General features: G+C 64.5%; 19 protein-coding genes. 6 read left to right on the forward strand and 13 right to left on the reverse strand.

What is annotated here, in order from left to right; all coding sequences use genetic code 11:
- Nucleotide 1: 1 nt before the first annotated feature.
- The 10 genes from napE to ccmA form a co-directional block, all read right to left on the reverse strand.
- Complete coding sequence (napE, locus tag BM269_RS19210; protein WP_090440820.1) at nucleotides 2-163, reverse strand: periplasmic nitrate reductase, NapE protein; 162 nt, start codon at nucleotides 161-163, stop codon at nucleotides 2-4.
- Between the two features lie 72 nt (nucleotides 164-235).
- Nucleotides 236-1,324: a tetratricopeptide repeat protein gene (locus BM269_RS19215; RefSeq protein ID WP_090440531.1), complete on the reverse strand. Its 1,089-nt coding sequence runs from the start codon at nucleotides 1,322-1,324 to the stop codon at nucleotides 236-238.
- Nucleotides 1,321-1,644: a cytochrome c-type biogenesis protein gene (locus BM269_RS19220; protein WP_090440533.1), complete on the reverse strand. Its 324-nt coding sequence runs from the start codon at nucleotides 1,642-1,644 to the stop codon at nucleotides 1,321-1,323. Before BM269_RS19220 ends, BM269_RS19215 begins: the two co-directional genes overlap by 4 nt.
- Nucleotides 1,637-2,164 carry a DsbE family thiol:disulfide interchange protein gene (locus tag BM269_RS19225; RefSeq protein ID WP_090440536.1) on the reverse strand — a complete coding sequence of 176 codons (528 nt, stop codon included), beginning with the start codon at nucleotides 2,162-2,164 and terminating at the stop codon, nucleotides 1,637-1,639. The genes BM269_RS19220 and BM269_RS19225 overlap by 8 nt, the downstream gene beginning before the upstream one ends.
- Nucleotides 2,161-4,134, reverse strand: coding sequence for a heme lyase CcmF/NrfE family subunit (locus tag BM269_RS19230; protein ID WP_090440539.1), 1,974 nt, complete (start codon nucleotides 4,132-4,134; stop codon nucleotides 2,161-2,163). The genes BM269_RS19225 and BM269_RS19230 overlap by 4 nt, the downstream gene beginning before the upstream one ends.
- Nucleotides 4,131-4,580: a cytochrome c maturation protein CcmE gene (gene ccmE, locus BM269_RS19235; protein WP_090440543.1), complete on the reverse strand. Its 450-nt coding sequence runs from the start codon at nucleotides 4,578-4,580 to the stop codon at nucleotides 4,131-4,133. The genes BM269_RS19230 and ccmE overlap by 4 nt, the downstream gene beginning before the upstream one ends.
- The gene (gene ccmD / locus BM269_RS19240; protein WP_090440545.1) at nucleotides 4,577-4,750 is read right to left on the reverse strand and encodes a heme exporter protein CcmD; all 174 of its coding nucleotides are present in this window, start codon (nucleotides 4,748-4,750) and stop codon (nucleotides 4,577-4,579) included. Before ccmD ends, ccmE begins: the two co-directional genes overlap by 4 nt.
- Nucleotides 4,747-5,514: a heme ABC transporter permease CcmC gene (gene ccmC / locus BM269_RS19245; protein WP_090440548.1), complete on the reverse strand. Its 768-nt coding sequence runs from the start codon at nucleotides 5,512-5,514 to the stop codon at nucleotides 4,747-4,749. Before ccmC ends, ccmD begins: the two co-directional genes overlap by 4 nt.
- A 15-nt stretch (nucleotides 5,515-5,529) precedes the next feature.
- Nucleotides 5,530-6,198, reverse strand: coding sequence for a heme exporter protein CcmB (gene ccmB / locus BM269_RS19250; protein WP_090440551.1), 669 nt, complete (start codon nucleotides 6,196-6,198; stop codon nucleotides 5,530-5,532).
- Nucleotides 6,192-6,812, reverse strand: a complete 621-nt coding sequence (gene ccmA, locus BM269_RS19255) for a cytochrome c biogenesis heme-transporting ATPase CcmA (RefSeq protein ID WP_229204706.1) — start codon at nucleotides 6,810-6,812, stop codon at nucleotides 6,192-6,194. Before ccmA ends, ccmB begins: the two co-directional genes overlap by 7 nt.
- Nucleotides 6,813-6,956: 144 nt before the next feature.
- Between ccmA and BM269_RS19260 the strand changes: the two genes are divergently transcribed.
- On the forward strand, nucleotides 6,957-9,155 hold the full coding sequence (locus BM269_RS19260; protein WP_139232800.1) for a DUF5916 domain-containing protein: 2,199 nt from the start codon (nucleotides 6,957-6,959) through the stop codon (nucleotides 9,153-9,155).
- 23 nt (nucleotides 9,156-9,178) lie between these two features.
- On the opposite strand, the gene BM269_RS19265 is transcribed toward BM269_RS19260, so the two are convergent.
- The gene (locus BM269_RS19265) at nucleotides 9,179-10,420 is read right to left on the reverse strand and encodes a GGDEF domain-containing protein (RefSeq protein WP_090440560.1); all 1,242 of its coding nucleotides are present in this window, start codon (nucleotides 10,418-10,420) and stop codon (nucleotides 9,179-9,181) included.
- A gap of 114 nt (nucleotides 10,421-10,534) precedes the next feature.
- Nucleotides 10,535-12,661, reverse strand: coding sequence for a TonB-dependent receptor (locus BM269_RS19270; protein WP_229204707.1), 2,127 nt, complete (start codon nucleotides 12,659-12,661; stop codon nucleotides 10,535-10,537).
- Between the two features lie 92 nt (nucleotides 12,662-12,753).
- On the opposite strand from BM269_RS19270, the gene BM269_RS19275 reads away from it, so the two are divergent.
- The 5 genes from BM269_RS19275 (at nucleotide 12,754) to BM269_RS19295 (ending at nucleotide 18,239) form a co-directional block, all read left to right on the forward strand.
- Nucleotides 12,754-13,992, forward strand: coding sequence for a PepSY-associated TM helix domain-containing protein (locus BM269_RS19275; RefSeq protein ID WP_090440562.1), 1,239 nt, complete (start codon nucleotides 12,754-12,756; stop codon nucleotides 13,990-13,992).
- A 35-nt stretch (nucleotides 13,993-14,027) separates the two neighbouring features.
- On the forward strand, nucleotides 14,028-15,035 hold the full coding sequence (locus BM269_RS19280) for a sensor domain-containing diguanylate cyclase (RefSeq protein ID WP_090440565.1): 1,008 nt from the start codon (nucleotides 14,028-14,030) through the stop codon (nucleotides 15,033-15,035).
- A gap of 75 nt (nucleotides 15,036-15,110) precedes the next feature.
- On the forward strand, nucleotides 15,111-15,869 hold the full coding sequence (locus BM269_RS19285) for a TorF family putative porin (protein WP_090440567.1): 759 nt from the start codon (nucleotides 15,111-15,113) through the stop codon (nucleotides 15,867-15,869).
- Nucleotides 15,870-15,879: 10 nt separating this feature from the next.
- Complete coding sequence (locus BM269_RS19290; RefSeq protein ID WP_090440570.1) at nucleotides 15,880-17,868, forward strand: methyl-accepting chemotaxis protein; 1,989 nt, start codon at nucleotides 15,880-15,882, stop codon at nucleotides 17,866-17,868.
- Nucleotides 17,865-18,239, forward strand: coding sequence for a four-helix bundle copper-binding protein (locus BM269_RS19295; protein WP_090440573.1), 375 nt, complete (start codon nucleotides 17,865-17,867; stop codon nucleotides 18,237-18,239). Before BM269_RS19290 ends, BM269_RS19295 begins: the two co-directional genes overlap by 4 nt.
- Here the strand turns inward: BM269_RS19295 and BM269_RS19300 are convergent, their stop codons facing one another.
- The gene (locus tag BM269_RS19300) at nucleotides 18,240-19,910 is read right to left on the reverse strand and encodes a sensor domain-containing diguanylate cyclase (RefSeq protein ID WP_229204708.1); all 1,671 of its coding nucleotides are present in this window, start codon (nucleotides 19,908-19,910) and stop codon (nucleotides 18,240-18,242) included.
- Nucleotides 19,911-20,024 lie beyond the last annotated feature (114 nt).

Consider the following 20,024-nt stretch of genomic DNA (forward strand, 5'->3'; position numbering starts at 1 on the left):
GTCACGCGCCTGGCAGGTGGCCGGTCAGCATCTGGTACATCCAGACGATGAAGCCGTAGCCGCCTACGGTTGCTACCGCGAGGATCGGGGCAAGGACCACCGTCATGAACAGGAAGACCTTCAATTCTTGCGCCTTGGTGGCGACTGGTTCTTTGTTTTCCATTTTGTTCACCATTTTACGGAGAAAGATGCTTCAAAAAATTAGCGCAGGTTAAGCGCTTTGCCTGACATGAAACTATTTGGCCGCCGTGGCGCGAGGGGCCAGCTCGATCACCAATCCGCTGCTGCCCGCGCTAACCGGCGCGGCTTGCCCCTCGAGGTCTCCCTCTTGCGGCGTTGCGCTGCCGCTGGCGGAGATGCGGGCCCCTACGATCAACTGACCCGCCCCGGCAAGGCGCGTTCCCGCTGCCAGTGCGTTGCTGTCGTCCAGCACAAACTGGAGCGGCAAGTCGCCAACCGGGCGCTTGATTGCGGCCAGTGGTATCGGTGAGCCGTCGGCTGCGCGGGCGTAGATGAACAGCGTCTGGCCCGGATGCGGCGGAGTGTTGCCGGCGGCCAGGCGAATGGTGCCTGAAAGACGTGCGGGTGCCGCCTCGCCTGTCGCTGCGGGGATACCCTGGCGCGCTCGCGCTTCGGCGATTCCCGCCTGCGTTGAGCGGGCGAACTCCGAGTCACCTGGAATCAGCGGCAGGACTGCTTGCCACTGCTTCTCTGCGCGTGCGAAGTCGCCGCGAGCGAAGGCGGCACTGCCTGAAAGGGCGAGCGCCTTCGGTTGCTGCGGGTCGATGGCGAGGGAGCGTTCGATCAGGCGTTCAGGTTCACCGTTCAAGGCGCCGTCTTGCGCCGTGGCCAGCGCGTCGGCATAGTCGGCCAGCACGCCGGCGTCCTGCGGCAAGAGCGTCGCGAGATGGCCGTAGGCTTTGGCAGCATCGGAATAGCGGTTCATCGCACTGTAGGAACGTGCCAGCATGTGCCAGCCGTCGATGTCCCCGGGTTGTGTGCGGAGTCGTTCGGCCAGGCGTTCAACCATGGCGGGAATGTCTTCTTCCGACGGGCCATGGTCGCTTGGCGTCGCCGCTGCTGCCATCAGTTCGGGCGGCATATTCAGTGTGTCGGGCCGGCCGACCTGCATGTAGATCGCGACGGCCGCCACCGGCAGCAGCACGGAGATCAGCAAGGCAAGCCGGGTTTGCGGGCGCCGGACAATCAAGTCGCCCGATGCCGGGGCCGGATCGGCGACTTCGATGCGGCGCAGCAGCGCCGGCACAATGCAAGCCAGCGCGATGGCGGACATGACCGCGATGATGGCGATGAACATGCTCATTGCTTGCTCCTCCAGAAGCCTCGCAGCGCCACGACACCGGCTGCGAGCAGCAGCAGGGGCCCGAACCACAGCAGGGCGGTGCTGGGGTTCAGCGGCGGTTCATATAAAACGAAGTCGCCATAGCGCTGTACCATGAAGTCCACCACTTGCTGTTCGCTGCGGCCCTGGGCCAATTGCCGCTGGATCTGGTCGCGCAGGTCGAGAGCCAGCGGGGCGTGCGAATCGGCCAGGCTCTGGTTCTGGCACACCAGGCAGCGCAGTTCACCGGCGAGCGCCATGGTACGTGCCTCCAGCGCGGTGGTGCTTGCGGTATCAGCCATTGGCCAGTTCCTTCACCATGCGGGCAACGCGTTCGCGCGCTGCGGGCGCCGACAACGGGCCGATATGCTTCATGCGGATGATGCCGTGGCGGTCGATCACGAAAGTCTCCGGCACGCCGTACACGCCGAAATCAATGCCGATGCGGCCATCATGGTCGAAAGCGATCTGGCGATAGGGGTTGCCATTGTTCTGCAGCCAGCGCAGGGCGTCGTCGCGCTGGTCCTTGTAGTTCAAGCCGATCACGGGCGCGTCAACGGCGCGCGACAGGTCCATCAGGTCCTTGTGCTCGATGCGGCAGCCTTCGCACCAGGAGGCCCAGACGTTCAGTACCCACACTTTCCCTTGCATCTTGGCGGGAGAGATGGTGTCGGCAGGGTTGTCCAACATCTGCGCCGAGAACTGCGGCACGGGCTTGCCGATCAAGGGAGACGGCAGCTCGCGCGGGTTGCGCTGCAAGCCGATGCCAAGGAAGGCCAGCAGCACCGCGAACAGGCCGATGGGAAGGATGAAGCGCTTCATTGTGGCTCCTGGAGCAAGGGCATGCCCGCCAGAGAAGGCGCATGCGGGGCCGCAACATGCCGCGCCTGGCGGGGACTGCGATAGCGGCGGTCGGACGCCGCCAGCAGGCCACCGATGGCGAATAGCAGGCAGCCACCCCAGATCCACCCGACGAATGGCTTGAGCTGTATGCGCAGCAGCCACCTGCCGTCGCCGGCCGAGTCGCCAAGCGATACATACAGGTCGCGCAGCAGGCTGCGGTCGATGGCGGCCTCGGTCATGGTGTCTTGTGCCACGGTATAGCGGCGCTGTTCGGGATGAAGAAGCGCCAATGCCTGCCCGTCGCGCGCTACGCTCACGCTGGCGCGCAATGCGGTGTAGTTCGGCCCGCGCGCATCTTCCAGCTTTTGCAAAGTGAAGCTGTACTCCCCGAGCGAGGCTTGCTGGCCGGGTGCCAGTACGACGTCCTGCACCAGCTCATGGCCCTTGACCATGGTGACGCCGATCACGAACACGCCCAGGCCGGCGTGCGCCGCCAGCATGCCCCACCACGAACGTGGCTGGCGCGCCAGCTTGCCGCGTTGCTGCAGCAACTGCCAGCCGGTGCCGAGCAGGATCCAGGTGGCGAGCAGCAGGCCGAGCGAGGACATGAGCGAGCCGCGCACCAGCAGCGCTGCGCCAGTGCCGGCGCCAAGCGCAATGGCGGCCGGCCAGCGCAGCCGTCGCGCCAACTGGGTCAAGGTGCCGTTACGCCAGCTGGCGAAAGGACCGGCGGCGACCAGTAGCAACACCGGCAACATCATCGGTGCAAAGACTTTTTCAAAGTAGGGCGGTCCGACGGAAATCTTGCCCGCGCCGAGTGCGTCCAGCATCAGCGGATACAGCGTGCCAAGCAGTACGGTTCCCATTGCTGCCAGCATGACGACGTTCTGCAACAACAGCAGCGATTCGCGCGACAGCGGCGGGAATACGGTGCGCTGGCGCAGCCGCGGCGCACGCCATGCATACAGCAGCAGCGAGCCGCCGACCACCACGGCCAGGTAGGCCAGGATAAAGGCGCCGCGGCGCGGATCGGTGGCGAAGGCATGCACCGACGTCAGTACGCCGGAGCGCACCAGGAAGGTGCCCAGCAGCGACAGTGAAAACGCCAGGATGGCCAGCAGTGCGGTCCAACTACGGAAGATGCCGCGCTTTTCCGTCACGGTCAGCGAATGCAGCAGCGCGGTGCCGACCAGCCACGGCATGAAGGACGCGTTCTCCACCGCATCCCAGAACCACCAGCCGCCCCAGCCCAATTCGTAATAGGCCCAGAAGCTGCCCATGGCGATGCCCAGCGTGAGGAAGCTCCATGCGGCCAGGGCCCAGGGCCGCGACCAGCGCGCCCAGGAGGCATCGAGCCGGCCGCCCAGCAGCGCTGCGATGGCGAACGCAAATGTCACCGAGAAGCCGACGTAGCCCATATACAGCAAGGGCGGGTGCGCGATCATGCCCGCGTCCTGCAGCAGAGGATTGAGGTCATTGCCGTCCGGCGCTGCCGGCAGCACGCGCAGGAAGGGATTGGAGGTCAGCACCAGGAACAGCAGGAAGCCAAGCGCCACCAGTCCAAGCACGCCGACCAGGCGCGCCTGCACCTCGCTCGGCAGTTGTCGCGACAGGCCGGCGGCGGCAAAGGTCCAGGCAGAGAGCAGCCAGGTCCACAGCAACAGCGAACCTTCATGTCCGCCCCAGGCCGCGCTCAGGCGGTACTGCCAGGGCAGCAGGGAATTGGAATGCTGCGCCACATAGCGCAGCGAGAAATCGTTGGCGTACAGGGCATAGAACAGGCAGCCGAACGCCAGCGTGCTGAAAATGAATTGCCCTGTGGCCGCCGGGCGCGCCAGCGCCATCCAACGCACGTCGCCGCGCTGTGCGCCGGCCAGCGGCAGGAAACCCTGCACGGCAGCCAGCAGCAAAGCCAGTATCAGCGCGAAATTGCCTGTTTCGGCGATCATTGCGAGCCTTTCAGGGATGCCGGCGCGCGCCCTTGTTCCAGCGCGTGCGCGGCTTCTTTCGGCATATAGTTCTCATCGTGCTTCGCCAGCACCTCCTGTGCCAGGAACAGCGCGCCCTGGCCCAGGCGGCCTTGTGCCACGGCCCCTTTGCCTTCCTTGAACAGGTCGGGCAGGGTGCCCTGGTAATGCACCGGCACTTTCCGCACGTTGTCGGTGATGACGAAGCTCACAGTCAGGCCGTCCTCCAGGCGCCGCACGCTGCCTTGTTCCACCAGGCCGCCGATGCGGAAGATGCCGTTGCGCGGAGCGCTGCCCGCTACCACTTGCGAGGGCGTGAAGAAGAACACCAGGTTGTCGCGGAAGGCCGACAGTACCAGCGCCGCCGCGATGCCGCATGCAGCCAGGCTGGCGCCGATCAGGGCAAGGCGTTGGTGGCGCGGCTTCATGGCGCACCCTCGTCGCCATGGTTGGCGACAGCGGCCTGCGTCGCGCGTTCGCGCCGTCCCAGCGCCCACACTTCAAGAATCATCAGTCCGAACACCACGCTGAATGAACCCCATACATAAGAGCCGTAGCCGCCCATGGCCAGGAAGTCCTGCAAACCATGCCAATTCATTTTGTCCTCCGGCGCAGCCACGCAGCGCTGCCGTGCCGCTCCAGCACGATGCAGCGTGCGCGGCGCAGCGCTACCGCGATCCCGTAACACCAGAACGCCGCCACCATCAATAGCATGGCTGCCAGCATGGCGGTCGCCATGGTGGGTGCGTTGCCAAGCGTGACGGATGGCCCCTGGTGCAGGGTGTTCCACCAATAAACCGAGAAATAGATGATCGGGATGTTCACCGCGCCGACCAGGGCCAGGACTGCTGCCGCGCGGTCGGCCCGCCGCGGGTCGGCGATCGACGCGTGCAGGCCCATATAGCCAAGGTAAAGAAACAGCAGGATCAGTTCCGACGTCAGGCGCGCATCCCATACCCACCAGGCGCCCCAGGTCGGCTTGCCCCACAAGGCACCGGTCCACAGCGTGAGGAAGGTGAACAGGGCGCCGGTGGGTGCCAGTGCGCTGGCCATGATAGAAGACACTCCGGTGCGGTAGGCCAGGCCGAAGCCGGCCCATCCCGCCATCGCGATATAGATCAGCATCGACATCCACGCCGCCGGCACGTGGACAAAGATGATGCGGTAAGCGTCGCCTTGCTGGAAGTCCGCCGGCGCTACCAGCAATCCAATAGCAAGGCCGGCCAAGCCTGTTAAGACGCCGAGCGCGGCGAACCAGGGGATCAGGTGTCCGGCCAGGTGATAGAAGTTGCGCGGGGAGGCGAAGGTGAACACCGTGAGGCGCCTGGCGCCGTTTGCGGTGGAATAATATGGTTGATTCATAAGATGAACTCCGTCCTACTCGTGTGCGATCCGCAGCGCTGCGGCGGTGGCCCATGGTGCGGCGGCCAGCGAACCTGCCAGCAGGGCCCCCAGCAACATCAGGTGGGGCGCACTGCCGGTACCATCGCTGGCGGCTACAACTGACGAGCTACCGAGAATTAACAAGGGAATATACAGGGGCATCAATATCAGTGCAACAAGGACGCTGCCGCCACGCGCGCCCAGCGCCAGGCCGGCGCCGATGCTGCCCAGGAGGCTCAGGACGGGTGTGCCAAGCAGGAGTCCGATCCACAACACACCCATTGCCTGGGGATCGAGGCCGTACTGCAAGGCGACCAGCGGAGCCAGTACCAGCAGGGGCAGGCCCGAGGTCAGCCAGTGTGCGCAAACCTTGGCCAACACCAGCAGTTCCAGCGGCTGCGGCGACAGCAGCAACTGCTCCAGCGATCCGTCGGCGTGGTCGTCGGCGAACAGGCGTTGCAAGCCAAGCAGGGATGCCAGCAAGGCAGCCACCCATACAATGCCTGGCGCCACACTGCGCAGCAATGTGGTGTCCGGTCCGATCGCCAGCGGGAACAGCGTGGTCGTGACAAGGAAGAAGGCCAGCGGCATGAGGGCATCGCTGCGCCGGCGCATGGCCAGCAGCAGGTCGCGCTGCATCAACTGGCGGGCCGCTTTCAGCATGGGGCTCCCAGATGCAAGGCGCGTGCGCCTGGCAGGGCCGGCTCCTGGTGCGTGGTCAGGACCAGCATGCCGCCGCGCGCGCAATGTGCCCGCATGACCTGGCTGACTTGCTCCGCAGAGGCCTGGTCCAGCGCGGCCAGCGGTTCATCGAGGATCCACAAGGGACGCGCTGGCGACAGCAGCAGGCGGGCCAGGGCCACACGCTTGCGCTGCCCTTGCGAGAGCAGGCGCACCGGGCGCCGGGCTTCCGCCTTCAGCCCGATTTCGTCCAATGCCCGCAATGCATCCTCGCGGCTGCATCGTTCGCCAGGCAGGCCGCCCAGCGCCAGGTTCTCCCATGCCAGCAGATCAGGCTTCAGGCCATCCGCATGGCCGATGTGAAGCAGATGGGAATGGTAGTGGGCGCGTGCCGATAGGATAGGTTGGCCATCCCAATGCACGGCACCGCGGTCGGGCAGGGCGAGCCCGCAAAGGGAGCGTAAAAGGGTAGTCTTGCCGCTGCCATTTCGGCCCTGCACCCAGAGCGCTGCGCCGGCTTGCAGCGAAAAGCTGACGCCCGCGAACAAGGTATTGCGGCCGCGGCGGCATGTGAGCTGTTGACAGGTCAATCCCATGAATCCCCTCATTGAAGTGGCCTTCATGCTAGCACCCCTATGTTCGCTTGCCAGCGCCGAATTGGCAAATCTATAATCTAGGTCATGTTTCCCCGAAATTTTTTACGCTTCCTGGTTTTTTCCCAGTTTGCTGTTTCCATCCCATTGTTTGCCGCTGAAAGCGAGGAGCCAAAACGCCGCAGCGTCGCTGCGCACGTGGCACCGCAAGCGCTTGCGCTGCAGCTCGATGGGCGCCTTGACGACGCGGCCTGGGAACTGGCGCCCGTCAATACGCGCTTCTACCAATACCAGCCGGAAGACGATCGCGACGCGCCGGAACATTTGCGCACCACATTGCGCGTCCTGGTGGACCGGGATGCGCTGGTGTTCGGCATCCGCGCCTGGAACGGCGACCCGAAGACCCTGAACGGCACGTTGGCGCGGCGCGACAAGGTGGACCGCGACCAGGATTTCATCGGCATCTGGATCGACCCGGCTGGCCATGGCCGCTCGGCGCAATTCGTGCGCGTCAACGTCGCCGGGGTCATGAGCGACGGTATTTATCGCGCCGATGAAGACGAGGAAGACCTGGGCCCCGACTATCCGGTGGAGAGCGCGGTCCACCTGCTGCCCGACGGCTATACGATGGAAGTGCGCTGGCCGCTATCGAGCCTGCGCTTCCCGTATGGCGAGGGCAAGGCGTGGCGCCTGATGCTCGAGCGCAGCGTGCCGCATGAAGACAATATGCTTCTGCTCAGCGCGCCCCTGAAAAAGGAATCGCTGCACTTCATCGCCGAGATGGAAGAAATCGAAGGCATGGCGCAAGTGCTGCCGGCAGTGCAGGACAAAGCCTTCTGGGAATTCCGTCCCGAGCTCACCCAGCGTTTCAAGCGCGACTACGGCCAGCGCAGCAGCCAGACCAGCCTTGGCATGGATATCAGCGCCCGCCCGCGCGCCGACTGGGTCTTCAACGCCACGCTGAACCCCGACTTCTCGCAGGTGGAGATTGACGCCCCCACCAGCAACGGCACCAACCGCATCGCATTGAGCCTGCCGGAAAAGCGTGGCTTCTTCCTGGAAAGCGCGGACGTGCTGGGCATGCGGCTGCCGGCGTTCTACTCGCGCACCGTGGCCGATCCGCGCTGGGGCATGCGCGCCACTTGGCGCGGTGCCGATGCGGACGCCACGGCTTTGGCCCTGGACGACCGCTCTGGCGGCATCGTGATGCGCGGCAGTCCCTATGAAACGCAGGAACATGCCAGCGCCGGCGACAGCAAGGTAACGCTGCTGCGCGCGCGCCGCCATGGCGAGGAAGCGGTAGCCGGCGTCTTCCTGTCCGACCGCGATTATGGCGACGGCGCGCGCAACACCGTGCTCGGCACCGACGGCCAGTGGCGCGCGCCGGCCAATGGCGAAGGACATATCCAGCTTGCCTGGACGGCCATGGCCTCGCGCACCACGTCGCAATTCGACAGCGAAGGCCGCGCGGTGGCCGGCGATGCGCGCAATAGCGGCTATGGCTACGGCAGGCTGAATTACAGTTCCGACGATTGGTCGAACATCGCGCAGCTCGAAGTCATCGGCACCAACTTCGCCAATGACAATGGTTTCGTGCCGCAGGCAGGCATCATCAAAGGCGACCTTGAAATCAATCGCCGCACCGGTGCCCGCAACCTGGCGCTATTCGACGCGTACGAGACGGAGCTGCATCTCGGCTTGCACGAAATCCGCACGCTGTCGCACGAAACAGTGCAGCGCTGGGTACGGCCCGGTGTCTGGTTCTATGCCGGGCACCAGACGCGCTACTGGGCCGACCTTGGCATCGACCGCCAGCGCGGCCGCGCCGGCGCGATGCTGCACAAGACCCCGGCAGTCCATATGGGCATCGAAAGCACGCCGTCGCCGTGGTTCGTCAAGCTGAAAGGCGAATTGACGCTGGGCCGCCAGCTCGACGTGGAAGCGGACCAGGTAGGGAAGGGCGGCAACCTGGAACTGGAAGCGAACTTGCGCTTCCCCCTGGCAGGCGGGTGGAGCCTGGAATCGGACCACCGCTGGAACCGCTCCTGGGTCAAGCACCGCAGCCTGCAGGACTTCAGCGACACCGGTTGGCGCTGGATCGGAACCCTGCACGCCACGCCGCGCGATGCCCTGCGCATGATCGTGCAGAACACGGCTTCGGAACGCCAGGACCTGCCGCCGCAGTTGCTGGAGCCGTGGAGCGAGCGATACCGCCACCGTTCGCTGTTATATAAACGCACCACGCGCCACGACCGCATTGTCTCCATCGGCGCCACGACCGACGCCAACGGCGCCTTGCCCGGCTCCAGCAAGGGCGTTACGCTGAAAGTCCAGTGGGGCATTTGAACGCCCGCTGGCGCTTTGCCGCGTCATTCGGAAGTCACGGTTTCCCTCAGGCCGCAAGCACGCCGGCTGCCGGCACGCTGTTTATCGAGATACATTGCATGGTCGGCTTCCGCCAGTACTTGCGAGAGCGAGCCGCCATGTTCGGGGTAGCATGCGGTGCCGATGCTGGCGGTGACATGCAGAGTCTTGCCCTCCCATTGGAGCGGCTGGCCGATGCGTATGGATAGGGCGAGGCGCAGGCTGTGGATGCGATCGGTGTTGTTCATCGCCAGCGGGATGGCGATGACGAACTCGTCGCCCCCCAGCCGTGCCACCAGGTCTTCGGGACGGATCATTCCCATCAGCTTCTTTGCCACGTCGGTCAGCACTGCGTCCCCGGCCGCGTGACCGTATTGGTCGTTGATCGGTTTGAATCCGTCAAGGTCGATAAACAGCAGCCCGACGCTGTTCCCGGTCAGCCTCGCGTTGGAAAACAGTTCATGCACGCGCCGTTCAAAGCGCAGGCGGTTCGGCAGGCCGGTCAGGTGGTCATGTTCGGACATATGCTGCGAATGGCGCTGCTCATTGCCGGCGTTTTCCAGGTCCTGGCGCAGCATGTGCTTGAGCAGGAAAGCCTGCCTGGAAAAGTTTTCGCGCGCCAGCATGGAAAGCAATCCGATCAGGTTGGTGCTGACCAGGAAGAAGACGATTGCAACCAGCGCGCTGCTTTCCGGCCCCTCGTGCAGCCGCTGCAATCCGGTGGCGATGGCAATATAGGCGATGGTGAGGCAAGCGCCCAGGATGCCGGCCGCTTTCGGCGTGACGTAAGTCCAGGTATAGAGTGCGGTGGTGACGAGTGTCAGGCCGGCGTAGTAGTGCGTCCAGGATGCTTCGCCCGGAGCGGAGGACGCGATGATCGCTTCGATCCCGGCACCCCAGAGTCCGTACAGGCCGGTAGTCAGCACAGCATAATTCCTGACGAACCATTGGCGGTTGCGCCATGCGCCCAGGAGGCAGGCCAGGGTTGCCAGGACGACGACGGTACGCACCACCCAGGCCAAACCCAGCGAATTGGGCAAAGCCCAGATATCGAGAACGCCGAAGGAGAGGTATAGCAGCATGCACAGCATGCAGGCCTGGCTGAAGGAACGGAATTTGGCGGGAACGATGTCCTGCTGATAACTGCCTTCCAGCGCGGCGGGAAAGCCGGCAGGCAATGGCAAAGAAGCATCGCGCGCAAACTTGCGCGAATAATCGAATCCGGTATTGAGAGATAAGGTGCGCACAGCCGATTCCTTGCTTGGAACAGGTGGCGAGGTCTTGGCCGGGATGAAATATTGCGCAAGGGTGGGGCGCGGGATTTGGCAGTATAGCCCAGTCCCGCGCCGCGGTGTGTTGTTTTAGAACGAACGGGTCAGGCTGACCGACAGGGTGCGGCCGCGGCCGGCGAAGTGCGAGACCGGGTCTTTGTAGCTGACCGATTGCGGGTAGTAGCCGATGTACTGGCGGTCGGCCAGGTTTTCGATGCCCACGCCCAGCTTGCCCCATGGCGAGTCGTAGCCGCCCGCCAGGTCCACCAGGGTGTAGCCGTTGAAGTGCTCCTCCAGGTTGGTGGTGCCCACGCTGCGGCCGACGTTGATGTCGCGGTCGAACAGGGTGGTCGCCTGCAGGCGCATGGTCGCTTTCGGCATGAACTGCCAGTTGGTGCCTGCCACCAGCTTGCCCGGGCCTTGCGAACGGGCGCCCAGTTCGACGTCCATCGGGGCGCCGGCCGCGGTAGCGGTCTTGCCCATGGTGCGGGCGAAGGAACCGAAGGCCGACAACGATTTCGTGGCGCGCAGCTCGCCGGAAATCTCCCAGCCGCGCACGGTGGTCGGGACGCGGTCCAATTGGCCGATGCCGGCGGAGTTCACGCGCAGTGCGGTACCGAGCTTGGAGCGCGAATCATAAAACGAGGCGCCCAGGCTGCCCATGGCGCCGCGCCAGTTCAGGCCAATCTCGTTGTTGCGCGTGATGACCGGCTGCATGTCGAACAGCTGGTCCACCGATTGGCCGGGCTTGTTCACTGCGCGCAGCACCAGGCCCACGTCCGGCAGGCCAAAGCCTTCTGCGCTGGAGACGAAGGCCGACCAGTTCTGGTTGAAACGCCACACTGCGCCGATGTTCTTGACGTTCTTGGTGAAGGAGCGCTCGCCGCCCTGCACCAGGCGGTTGCCGTAGGCTGCCAGGGTGGTGTAGGTGTCGACGTTCAGCTTGGCGTCCTCATGACGCACGCCGCCGCGCACGGTCAGCGGGCCGATTTCATATTCGAGCTGGGTGAACGGGGCCAGCGAGGTGAAATCCAGCGTCGGTACCCAGGTGCGGCCGGTGCCGGCCAGCCATTGCTTGGTGCGGTCGCGCAGGTAGTCCAGGCCGGCGGTGAATTCCAGGCCCTTGACCAGCGTGTCGGGGCGCACGTAAGTCAGCTTGGTGCCATACTTGTCGGCCACCACTTCGGACTGGTCGTACAGGGTGCCTTTCGGTGCAATTGCCGCGTCCTGGAAGGTGGACGTATTGGTCGCGCCGTACAGCGAGGCGAAGTCTTGCTTGAAGAACTGTGCGTTGAAGCTGCCGCCCAGCAAGTCGTTATGGCGGTATTCGAAACTGCTGGTTTCCACCTTGTTGCGAGGTGGTGCCCCAGGCGGCGTGCCAGGCGTAGCGCTGGTCGGGGTGCCGCTGGCGAAGTTGGCATTGACGGGCTTGTAGTCACCGTCGCCTTCCATGCGGAAGCGGTTGATGGTCAGTTGCAGGCGCTGGTCGCCGAAATTCTTGCCGACCTTGAAGAACAGGTCGCTGCCTTCGGAATCCATGGTGTCGCCTTGCACTGCTTCGATGCCGAGCGGGCGGCCCTTGCCGTCGTAACCCAGGCCGCGCTGCTGGATGCTGCCGAAGGCCAGCAGGTCGAAGTCGCCCGACTTGTGCTGCAGGGTGTAACCGGTTTTCCAGTCCAGGCTATCGTGCCGCAGCTGGGACGACATGCGCACATTGACCGCCTGGCTGGTGCCTTCCGCTTTCGGCGACTTGGTGATGTAGTTGACGATGCCGCCGGTGGCGCCCATGCCCTGCATGGCGGAAGCGCCGTTGATCACTTCCACGCGCTCGATGATGGCGGTATCGGCCATATAGCCTTCGCGCATGCCGCCGCGCAGCGGGTTGGTTTGCGGTACGCCGTCCAGCAGGATCAGGGCATTGCGGCCGCGCAGCGATTCGCCGGTGGAGCTCATTTTCTGGCGGCTTGGGGCATAGCCCGGGATATAGGTGGCCAGTGCGGCGGAAGGATCGTCCGCCAACAGATACTGGGCTTCCAGTTCCTTCTGCGAAATCACGCTGACGGCGCCCGGAATCTTGTCGACGCTCTTGCTGTGGCGGGTTGCCGTAACGACCACTTCCTTCATCGGCTCCTCGGCGCCTTGTGCCAAAGCCGCACCCCCGGAGAGGGCGAGGCAGGCCAGTGCAACGGCGCGGGTGAGGGGATTCAACGTGGTCATTTAGTGACTCCTAAACAGAAAGATACAAAAGAAGGCAGCAATGATAATCATTCTCATTTATAATTTCAAACATTTTATTGCTGACATAAAAAATGCTGACCGGTTTGCTGCGTGCGCGGCTGCGCGATATCCACCTGTATGTCTCCCTGGTATTCGGGGCGATCTTCGTCATGGCCGGCCTGACCGGCGTGGTGATCGCCTGGACCCATGAGCTGGATGGGGCGCTGAACCCAAGCCTGTTGCATTCGCGCGGCGCGGACGGCAAGCCTGATGTCGCGCCAACCCCGGCCCAGGCGCAGGCGGCCTTCGACCGCCTGGCCGCCGCGCCCGGCTATGGCAAGCCGACCATGCTGATGCTGCCGTTCGAGGCAGGCGACGTCTATGTGGCCTGGTACCGCAAGCCGAACAAGGACAAGGGCAGTTTCGACAACGAGATTTCGCGCCAGGTCATGCTGGACCGCTATACCTTGGACATCCTGGGCGAACGCAACTATGGCGAAATCGGCCTGTCGCGTGAGTTGTTGATGCCGACCCTGTTCCAGTTGCACCGCTATATGCTGGCCGGCGATTTCGGCAAGACCGTGATCGGCGTCAGCGGGCTGCTGCTGCTAGTCACCTCGCTGCTGGGCTTTGCGATGTGGTGGCCGAAGCATACGCTGTCCAGTTTCCGCAAATCGCTGGCCGTGCGGGGTGCCGTGACGTCGCGCCAGTTCAACTTCAGCTTCCACCGCTCGGCGGGCTTCTTCATGACGCCGATGCTGGCCGTGCTGGGCTTTACCGGCATGGCGATGAACCTGCCGGACTGGGTGCGCCCGGTGGTGGGAGCCGTGGCGACGCTGGAACACAATGGCAAGGTGGCCAATGGCCCGGCTGAAGGCCGTCAGCCGCTCAACGTCGCCACCGCCCTGGAAATCGCCCAGCAGCGGGTGCCGCAAGGGCGCCTGTCGCGGGTGACGCTGGGTTCGGCCAAGACGCCGTACGAAATCCGCATGCGCCAGGATGGCGAAATCCGCGCAGGGGACGGCAACACCCGCGTCAGCGTCGATACTTTCAGCGGCGCGGTGCTGCGTGTGCGCGATCCCTTGACTGCCGCTTCCGGCGATACTTTCCTCAACTGGCAATTCCCGCTGCATACCGGCGAAGCCTTCGGCATGGCGGGCAGGGTCCTGGTCTCGTTCAGCGGCCTGGCGCCGCTGGCCTTCATGATCACCGGCCTGGTGCTGTGGCTGGGCCGCCGCGCCATGCACCGCAAGGCGCGTGACGCCGCCGCAAAAGCTAGCATGAAAGAAGCTAAAAAAGTTGCTAACTGGTCACAGATGCGCCACACTTAAAGCTGTGAAAATGTGTGAGATTTTGTGGTGGCGGCATGATGAATGCACTGAACCTGAATCCGGCGATATTGCTGGAGATCATCAATCTTCAAACTGATATTGCCCGCCAGGGCCTGGACCTCGGCGGCGTAATGCAATTGGTCTGCCAGCGCGCCGGCGCCTTGTGCGGCGCCACTGCCGCGGTGGTGGAGCTGGCCGAAGGCAGCGAGATGGTGTACCGCGCCGCCGCCGGCGTGGCGCAAGGCGCGCTCGGCCTGCGGCTGAAGCGCGATGGCAGCCTGTCCGGCCTGTGCGTCGCGCAGGACAAGATCCTGCAATGCGACGATTCCGAAACCGATGCCCGGGTAGACCGTGCGGCTTGCCGCAAGGTCGGCCTGCGCTCGATGCTGGTGGTGCCGTTACGCCACGAGGGCCAGACTGTCGGTGTGCTGAAAGTCGGTGCGCCGCACGTCAATGCCTTTGACGCTTACCACGCGCAAATCCTGGGTTTGCTGTCGGAGCTGATTGGCGCCGCCATCTACCATGCGGTGCAATACGAATCGAGTGACCTGTATCACCGCGCCACGCATGATGCCTTGACCAGCCTGGCCAACCGGGCCTTGTTCTACGACCGCCTGCGCCAGCAGCTGTCGCAAGCCAGCCGCGCCTGCAGCAACGTGGCTGTGGTAAACATCGACATGGACGGCCTGAAGGCGATCAACGACAAGCTGGGCCACCGTGCCGGCGATGCCGCCATCTGCCAGGTGGCCGACCGCATCTCGCGCGAGCTGCGGCAGGAAGACCTGGCGGCCCGCCTGGGCGGCGATGAATTCGGCATCATCCTGTGCGGCGTGCGCGACCGCGACGGCGTGGGCAGCAAATGCCACAGCATCACCAAGGCCATCGGCGCGCCGTTCGAATTCGAAGGGCGCGCGCTGCGCCTGGGCGCCAGCATCGGCTACGCCATCAGTCCGGAAGACGGACAGGACATGGACAAGCTGATCGAGCTGGCCGACCAGGCCATGTATCGCGTAAAACACGCCCGTAAAGCTGTTGCGGCATAGAATCGTTTGGAGCTCCTGCGAATAGCCTGATAGTATTGTTTGCATCTCCCCGAACAATAAGAAAGCGAGGGTGTGATGAAACGCAGCTTATGGTTGGCGGCCTTGTTGCCGCATGCAGTCATGGCGCAGCAGGCCCCGGCGCCAACCCTTACCACCACCGTTACCTTGGCCAGCCAGTATGTCTCGCGCGGCATCCGGCAGACCTGGGACAAGCCGGCGCTGCAGCTGGGCATCGATTACGTTCATCCCAGCGGGCTGGTGGCCGGCACCTGGGCCTCGAACGTCAGCGACAAGTTCGTTGAAGATGCCACGGTCGAATGGGACTTGTACGCCGGCTACTCGGCCAGCAAGGGCGATATCGGCTACAGCCTGATCCTCTACGAGTACCTCTATCCCGGCGCCAGGGTCAGCGCCACCGATACCACCTTCAATTACACCGAGTTGTCGCTGGGCCTGACCTACAAGTCCGCCTACGTCAAATACAACTACACGGTCAGCCCGCACTTCTTCGGCATCACGCACGGGCGCGGCACCCGCTACCTCGACATCGGCCTGAACCAGGACCTGGGCAATGGCTATACGCTCAACCTGCATGCCGGCGATGCGCGCGTGGGCGGGGCCGGCAACCGGATCTGGGACTGGCGCGATGCCAAGGCCGGCGTGACCAAGGCCCTGGAGGGCGGCTGGTCGGTTGCCGCCGCCGTCACGCGCGGCTGGGGCGCGACCAATGTGTATCGCGATTACACCAACGGCGTGCCCGACGCGAACGGCCAGCTGGCCTTCTCGAATACGGAAAAGGCCACCTTTGTCCTGACCGTCGCCAAGACCTTCTGAGGAGCGCCGCATGTTGTCGAACCTCTCGCTGAACGCCAAGATCAACGTTACGGCCACCGCGCTGGTGGTGCTCAGCCTGGGCATCACCGCCGCCGTCACCGGCTTCGAGGCCAGCCGCACTGCCGAACGCGATGCGATGGACCTGGCGCGCACCCAGGCTGCGGCTGCGGCGTCGGCACTGCAGTCGCGCATCGGGCGCAACCTGGCCTCGGTGATCCAGCTTGGCGCCACCCAGCGGGCCACACGCGGCGCCAACCTGCCTCTGTCGCGCGAGCAGACTGGTGAAATCACCAAGACCGTGGTGCTCGGTTCGGAAGACCTGGTCGGCGGCGCCGTCACCTGGGAACCGAATGCGCTGGACAACAAGGATGCCGAATTCGCCGACAAGAAGCCGGAGTTCGATGCCAGCGGGCGCTACATGCCGTACTACACCAAGGCGCCGGGTGGCGGCACCAATGTGGAACCGATTGTGTTCGATCCCAAGCCCGGCGCCAACGACTGGTACGACATCCCCAAGCGCACCGGCAAGGTGTTCTTCACCGAACCGTATTCCTACCCGGTGAACGGCAAGGACGTGCTGATGGCCTCCCTGGTGGCGCCGATCTTGATCGGCGGCGAGTTCCGCGGCACGGCCAGCGCCGACTTCATGCTGACGCGGCTGGGCGAGATCCTGAAGGGCTTGAAGTCCATCGAGGGCGGCCGGCTGTCGCTGGTGTCGAACGGCGGGCTGTATGCGAGCAGCCCGACTGAAGCCTTGATCGGCAAGCCGGCCAGCGATATCCCGAAGGAGGGCCTGGAAGCGATCCGCACCGGCAAGCCCTACGAGTACACGGACCAGGCCGATATGGTGCACCTGCTGCAGCCACTGGCGCTGCATCCCGATATCGCGCCGTGGGCGGTGAAAATGAGCTTCCCGCATGCGGTGGCGACGGCCCCTGCGCGCCAGCTGATGAAATACACCTTGCTGGTCTCGCTGGTCTGCGCGGTGGCGATGGGCTTTATCCTGGTGACGGTGCTGTTCCGCCTGATGCGGCCGGTACGCGAACTGGCGGACGCGATGACCGGACTGGCCAGCGGCGACGCCGACCTGGGCGCGCGCCTGGAAGTGCACGGCAAGGATGAACTGGCGGTGATCGGCAGCGGCTTCAACAGCTTCGTGGCGAAAATCCACTCGGTGCTGGCGCGGGTGCGCGAATCGTCCGAGAACGTGGCAACCGCCAGCACGGAAATCCGGCAGGGCAATAGCGACCTCTCGTCACGTACCGAGGAGCAGGCCAGTGCGCTGGAAGAAACCGCCGCCACGATGGAGCAGCTGACCAGTACCGTGCGGCAGAACGCCGACAATGCGCGCCAGGCCAACCAGCTTGCGGCGCAGGCGTCGGAAGTGGCGGCGCGCGGCGGCCAGGTGGTGTCGCAGGTGGTCGACACCATGGCCTCGATCAACAACTCCTCGCGCAAGGTGGTGGACATTATTTCCGTGATCGACGGCATCGCGTTCCAGACCAATATCCTGGCCCTGAACGCCGCGGTTGAAGCGGCGCGCGCCGGCGAGCAGGGCCGCGGCTTTGCTGTGGTGGCAAGCGAGGTGCGCAACCTGGCGCAACGCAGCGCGGCGGCGGCGAAAGAAATCAAGGAGCTGATCGGCAGTTCGGTCGGTGAAGTGGAGGCGGGCAGTGCGCTGGTGGCGCAGGCCGGCACCACGATGGACGAGGTGGTGGCCAGCGTGCGCCGTGTGAGCGATATCGTCAACGAGATCAGCGCCGCCAGCGGTGAACAGAGCAACGGCATCGGCCAGGTCAACCAGGCCATCAGCCAGATGGATGGGGTAACGCAGCAAAATGCCGCCCTGGTGGAGCAGGCCGCCGCAGCGGCGGAAAGCCTGCAGCAGCAGGCGGCAACGCTGGTGGCCCTGGTCGGCGAATTCCGCATGGGGCAAGCTGTGCGCGCTCCAAGCGGGGTGGGTGCTAGTCTGGCCCTTTCCGAAAGGAGGCCCTCATGACCCAGCAACTGTATCAGACCTGCATTGACGCCTGCAATGATTGCGCCGCCGCCTGCGACCATTGCGCCGCCAGTTGCCTGCAGGAGCAGGACGTGGCCAGCCTGGCCCACTGCATCGCCACCGATATCGATTGCGCCCAGGTGTGCCGCGTCTGCGTCGGCCTCATGCAGCGCGGCAGCAAGCTCGCTTCGAGCCTGTGCCAGGCGTGTGCCGAACTATGCGATGCCTGCGCCGACGAGTGCGAGCAGCACACGCATGAGCATTGCAAGGATTGCGCGATCGCCTGCCGCCGTTGCGCCAGCGAGTGCCGCAGCATGTCCGGCATGGCGCAATCGCAGGTGCGCCCGGCGGCGATCCCGTCACGCCATTGATCAGAAGCGGCTGGAAGGCCAGCTCTTCTTGTCGGCTTTGGCCGGCGCCACGAACTCGCGCACCGACAACATGCGCTCGGCACCGACCGTATTGACCGCAAAGCCGTTGCGGCCCGCCGCCTTCACGCAATAGAGCGCCTGGTCGGCCGCCAGCATCACCTTGTCGACGTCGGCTGGCAATTCGGTGGTAAGGGCGATGCCGATGCTGGCCGTGACGTTCAGCGGACGGCCGTTGACATCGAATGGAGCCCGCATGGCGGCCACGATTTTCTGGCCCAGCAGGTTGACGTCGTGGCCGGCCTCCAGGTGTTCGAACACGATCACGAATTCGTCGCCGGCGATGCGCGCCACGGTATCGGTGCTGCGCACCGCGTTGCGCAGGCGGTCGGCAAATTGCACCAGCACGGCGTCGCCGGCCTGGTGCCCGAAGTTGTCGTTGATCCCTTTGAAGTAATCGATGTCGAGCACGGCCAGGCCGATCTGCTGGCCGGCGCGGACGGCGCGCTTCAGCGCCTGCGGGAAGAACTCGTCGAACATGCGGCGGTTGTGGGCACCGGTCAGCGGGTCGGTGGTGGCCAGGCGCTGCAGGTTGCGCTCGGCCATCTGCTGCTGGCGCGCCACTTGGTAAAAGGCGCGGCTCAGGTGGCCGAATTCATCGGGTTTGGCAGAGTTGAACTGTTCGATATCGATGTGGCCGCGGCCAAAGGCGCGCACCTGGCCGTATAGCTGGTACAGGGGCGCCAGCATGGTGCGCAACAACAGCCAGATCGCCATGCCCGCCAGCAGGCCCACCACCGATGCGGCGGCCAGGGCACGCCAGCGCAGGCTGGCCATCGAGGCGAAAGCGTCGCGGATGGGGAAGGACACCGCGAGCGTCCAGTCGGCTTTCTGCAGGCGTTTATGCGCCAGCAGCACCGGCTTGCCCTCATCGACCAGGTCGTCGCGCCATCCTTCCCCGTTGGCCAGCACCGAGGCGCCCAGAGTCCCCGGGCCGGCAGCCTGGGTCAGCACGCGGTTCTGGTCGGGGTGATAGAGTGTCGTGCCGTCGGCGGTCAGGATGAACAGGTAGCCCTCCGCCTTGCCGCGCAGCGCTTGCAACTGGCCGGCAAAGGCAGGGCGTTGCAGGTCGATGGTGCCGACCAGGATGTAGTCGATGTTGCCGTCATGGCGGAACACGGGCTGCGTGATGGCCAGCACCGGGCGGCCGGACAGCACGCTGCGAAACGGCGCTGAAACGATGCCTTCCTGGGCCACGACGGTATCGCGGAAATATTGGCGGTTTTTGCTGTTGAGCTTGCCGATCATGCGGCGGTCCTGCAAATTGGCGACCAGCTTGCCGTCGGCGTCGTAGGCGGTGACGTTGAAGAACTCGTCGCGCAGCGCCGCGCGCAGCTCGAGCTGGGCCTGGATTTCGGTCGCCGCCAGCGGCTCGGCCTGCAAGCTCTCGGCCATCACGCGCAGGACTTGCTGTTTGGAAGTGATGTCACGATCGAGATAGGCCGCCGCGCTCGACAGCATGGACATTTCCTGCGTAGCAATCACCTTGCGCATTTCCTGCTCAGCCACCAGCAAGGAAACGCCGGCGATCAAAGCGGTGGCGAACATGACCATCAGCACCAACAGGGCTGTAATCTTGAACTTGAACGTATGGAGTTTGGGAATTTGGCGCACAACCATCTCCTGATGGGGGAGAGTGCAGGCGAGGGTTTGGCCAGAGGGAAACGTTGCGCGGGGGTAAGGCGCAAACGAAGTATAAAGCATATACGGCTATCCCAGCTACCACGG

It is taken from the genome of Duganella sp. CF458 (genome assembly GCF_900113115.1).
Classification (GTDB): domain Bacteria; phylum Pseudomonadota; class Gammaproteobacteria; order Burkholderiales; family Burkholderiaceae_D; genus Rugamonas.